Source organism: Cyanobacteriota bacterium (assembly GCA_025054735.1).
In the GTDB taxonomy this organism is placed as follows: domain Bacteria; phylum Cyanobacteriota; class Cyanobacteriia; order SKYG9; family SKYG9; genus SKYG9.
On record JANWZG010000359.1, the window covers coordinates 1 to 4,189 of the forward strand.

Below are 4,189 nucleotides of genomic sequence, written 5' to 3' on the forward strand. Positions count from 1 at the left end.
TATTAATATATTTATATTTGTAGTTTTCATTGTATTTAGTGTTTCCGTCCCCTTGCGGGGTGGTGGTTGTGAAACTTGGATATTGAACATCATATACAGTACCTGTGTACTGGTTTCCGTCCCCTTGCGGGGTGGTGGTTGTGAAACCTGTGTTATATGCACCGAGAAACAAGTCTTCTGAACAACCGTTTCCGTCCCCTTGCGGGGTGGTGGTTGTGAAACTCGCGGGGCGCATGGAGCCCGGGGCGGCGGCGTATCGGTTTCCGTCCCCTTGCGGGGTGGTGGTTGTGAAACCCCTTGCTTAGGAGGCATCTCCTGGCGAGGGTTACAGCGGTCAAATCTCCAGAGACGGTTTTCCACACCTGGTTTTGTACGGTCGAAAATGACCTTAACGACCCGTGGTGAAGGTTGAAACTTGCTCTAGGAGCGGCACCTCCAGAGGTCAACGAAGTTATGCGGTTTTCAAGGATCGGGTGACCTGTGGAGATCATAGTTCTGAGTATACTGAGGCTAGGGTAGAAGGGCAAGAAATCTAATGTTAAATTATGTAAAGTTTGGGGGTCTGGGGCTAGGCTACTCCTAGGGGCTAGTGACGGTGAGAGTTCTCGGTAAGGCATCTGCTAAAGTCTAATGATTTAGGCTAGGATCCGTTTATTGGACTGCCGCGATCGCAGCTACTTTCTATCGCTTAGACCACATGGCTACCCTTGCTCAAGGGTGTGATGCTCTGGGGCCGCTACTTCAATCACAAGTTCAGGTGCACCTTTAAGGTAATTATCCAAGGTAATTATCCAATGTAGTCATCCAATGTAGTCATCAGCACTCAGGCAAGACTACCGCCTCCTGTCTGATCAACCGGCAACGAGGGTAGTCGATGGGATAGGCTGGTGAGTGTATGTTCGATCGAGACAGTATGCAGCTTGGTTTACGGTCCAATGGTTCACAGCCCCATGTCGTGGTTGAGGCTCCGATCGCAGCCTATCTGCATATTCCCTTTTGTCGGCGGCGCTGCTATTACTGTGATTTTCCGGTGTCGGTGGTGGGCGATCGGGCTAGGGGTAGCACCTCCGGCACAATTCAGCGCTATGTAGAGGTATTGAGTGCAGAAATTCAGGGGATGGGAACGATCGTCCCGCCGGGGGCATCTCCGTTGCAAACGGTGTTTTTTGGGGGTGGCACGCCCTCCTTGTTAGCTCCTGAGCAACTTGATCGCTTGCTTACCAGTCTCCACCAGCAGTTTGGCATTGCCACTGGCGCTGAGATTACGATCGAGATGGATCCTGGCACCTTTGACCTCGCCCACATTCGGGCCTACCAACAGGCAGGGATTAATCGCGTAAGCTTGGGTGTGCAAGCCTTTCAGCATGACCTACTGAACCTGTGTGGACGCACTCACACAGTAGCGGATATCTACGATGCAGTGGATTGTCTCCACCAAGCGGGGATAGAGAACATCAGCCTAGATTTAATCTCTGGGTTACCTTACCAAACCCTAGACCAGTGGCAAGAGTCCTTAGAAAAGGCGATCGCCCTTGCCCCTACCCATCTGTCTTGCTATGACCTGATTGTGGAACCCAAAACCGCCTTTAGCCGCCGCTACCAACCCGGAGAAACGCCCCTACCGACGGAGGCGATCGCCGCCGACATGTATCGCCTTGCCCAACAGTTGCTGACTAGCGCTGGCTATCGGCACTACGAAATTTCTAACTATGCACGAGATGGCTACGAGTGTCGCCATAACCAAGTCTATTGGCGCAACCAGCCCTACTACGGCTTTGGCATGGGTGCTGCTAGCTACCTAAACGGCTGGCGGTTTACCCGTCCCCGCAAGACCCAAGACTACTTCGCCTGGGTGGAGGCTATGCTGTCCTCGTGCCAGTTCCCCATCCCCCCTTGCCCCCAACCACCAGACCTGTTAGAGACCTTAATGTTGGCCTTGCGAACTGCGGAAGGGATCAGCCTTGACCCCGTGGCCGCCCAGTATGGTACTGATGCCGTTAACCGTCTGTGGAATTGTCTGCAACCCTACTATCACCGAGGCTTGGTAGTGCTTATGCCAGAGGGCGATAGTGCTAGGGCGATTGTTCCCCCCATCCAGGCTGACACTGATCAGGCAGGGCTGGCATCAGGGTATCGTCTACGATTGCAGGATCCAGAGGGCTTTCTAGTATCCAATACCATTCTCGCTGACCTATTTGCAGCCCTGGAGTGAGGGAAGAGCGCTTTACACCGCCAAGAATCGCTGAATTACGTCGTTGCTTAATTCTGAAGTAGGCCCAGAGGCGACAATGCCACCTTTTTGCATGGCGTAGTACCAATCTGCTTGCCGGACAAAGTGCAAGTGTTGTTCTACCAGCAACACTGACATGCCTTTGGTTGCTACAATTTGGCGCACAGCGGCTTCAATTTCTAGGATGATGGAGGGCTGAATGCCCTCGGTGGGTTCGTCTAAAACCAGCAGGCGAGGGTTGCCCATCAAGGCCCGGGCGATCGCCAACTGCTGTTGCTGACCGCCGCTGAGGTCACCACCCATACGACCCAGCATGGTTTTCAACACGGGAAAGAGGGCAAAAATCTCATCGGGAATTGCCTGATTGCGGTTACGACTGTGGGGACGAGCCTCTAACCCCAGCAGTAGATTTTCCATGACTGTCAATCGGGGAATAATTTCTCGTCCCTGGGGTACATAGCCGATGCCCAGTCGCGCCCGTTGGTCAGGAGTTTTGTCGTTAATGGGAGTACCTGCAAGGGCGATCGTTCCCCGTCGAGGCTTGAGCAACCCCATGACGGTCTTGAGCAGGGTGGTTTTGCCCACACCGTTGCGCCCGATCAAACAGACCATTTTACCCACAGGCACGGTTAAGTCCACATCCCTTAGAATGTGACTTTCGCCGTAATACACATTTAGTCCAGTCACCCTCAGCATAGGGGCTGTTTCGGTTTCTGTAGGATCCAATGCCGCAACAGTCGAATAACTCATGGGGTACAGCAGTGTAAATAACGTTTCTGATTCTGGTGTAATCTGGGTTGCAGGATAGCAGCAATTGTAACCAACGGCAACTTGCTATGCCCTTGAAATTCAAAAGAGTGCAAACCAGCGAGAGCGACAAACCCAGAGGATAGATCTGACAGCTAGCACGATCACCGCAGGCGCATACAGCTAGAGCCTTACATCGCTCCTGAGCGTCGTATCTCTACTTCTCCATGTTCCTTTAACAGGGCAGTTAAGCGATGACGCATCATAATGCCAACGCGATCGGATGCCATATGTTGCTCAACACTGGTGTCTAGGGGTGCATCGTAGTCTGTGGTTTCTAAAACCGCTCGGTCTTCGAGGGTAACTTGGCGATCAAAGGCAATGATATCTTCAGTGGATGCATCGGCTTCCGTGTCGTTGCGGACGCAGAACTGTAGCACTTGCGAGGAGCGATCGTCAATGGGAGTTGCTGCTGTAAACAGCATGTGCATGACCCCATTGGGATAGGTGATTTTTAGGGTACGGATAAAGGGTAAGTACCAGTTGGAATGCATGGTGCGAACCGTGGTAGCCTCTGCCAGGCGCAAATTTTTTTGCTGCAGCGGAGGATTCACCACATCCACAACAGTCTTCACGGTTAGGCCATGATCCACAGAGCTAACTTGCAGCGAGGCAGGACGCGGTTGGTGCTGATCCCCAAAGGAAGCATAGTGCACAAAGCTGAAGTGAGCATTGTCAAAGGAGTTTTCCATAATTCGCAGGCCACTACAGTTCCAGCGTTCATAAAACTGGTGGATAAACCGTAGGTTGGGGTCCTCTGCTTCGGGAATGGTGGGAATTGGTTGCAGGGGACGATCGTCTAGGCAAACCCAAGCATAGCCATAGCGAGGGGTGCACTGGTAGGCTGGTATGCGATAGCTGGCAGGAATTGCTTGATATGGTTCTAACTGGGGAACGCCAACGCAGGTGCCGTGACGATCAAACTGCCACCCATGATAGGGACACTGAACACAGCCATTGACAATACTGCCTTTGGAAAGCTGAGCCGATCGATGGCAACAGCGATCCAGGGCAGCGGCGGGTTGACCATCAGCATCTAGCCACAAAACGAGGTGCTCACCTAGTAGCTTGATCGCATAGGGGCGATCGAAGGACAACTCAGACATGGGCACCACTGGATACCAAAAGCGGCGCAACACAGGTTGCTGGGTA

The 4,189-nt window shown here is 52.7% G+C and carries 3 protein-coding genes and 1 CRISPR repeat array; of the genes, 1 reads left to right on the plus strand and 2 read right to left on the minus strand.

The genetic code is table 11. From position 1 onward, the window contains the following. Positions 1-40 precede the first annotated feature (40 nt). A CRISPR array of direct repeats spans positions 41-294; the repeat unit is 35 nt; unit sequence GTTTCCGTCCCCTTGCGGGGTGGTGGTTGTGAAAC. 601 nt (positions 295-895) lie between these two features. Beyond that, positions 896-2,212 (plus strand): radical SAM family heme chaperone HemW, encoded by a 1,317-nt coding sequence (gene hemW / locus NZ772_14935; protein MCS6814848.1) that lies wholly within the window; start codon positions 896-898, stop codon positions 2,210-2,212. A gap of 12 nt (positions 2,213-2,224) precedes the next feature. Here the strand turns inward: hemW and urtE are convergent, their stop codons facing one another. Continuing rightward, positions 2,225-2,980 carry an urea ABC transporter ATP-binding subunit UrtE gene (gene urtE / locus NZ772_14940; GenBank protein ID MCS6814849.1) on the minus strand — a complete coding sequence of 252 codons (756 nt, stop codon included), beginning with the start codon at positions 2,978-2,980 and terminating at the stop codon, positions 2,225-2,227. A 188-nt stretch (positions 2,981-3,168) separates the two neighbouring features. Continuing rightward, on the minus strand, positions 3,169-4,189 hold a 1,021-nt coding region (locus NZ772_14945; GenBank protein MCS6814850.1), incomplete at its 5' end, for an aromatic ring-hydroxylating dioxygenase subunit alpha.

Coding starts and splice junctions, on each gene's coding strand:
- urtE (MCS6814849.1), bottom strand. CDS start 2,980: ATGAGTTATTCGACTGTTGCGGCATTGGATCCTACAGAAACCGAAACA.
- hemW (MCS6814848.1), top strand. CDS start 896: ATGTTCGATCGAGACAGTATGCAGCTTGGTTTACGGTCCAATGGTTCA.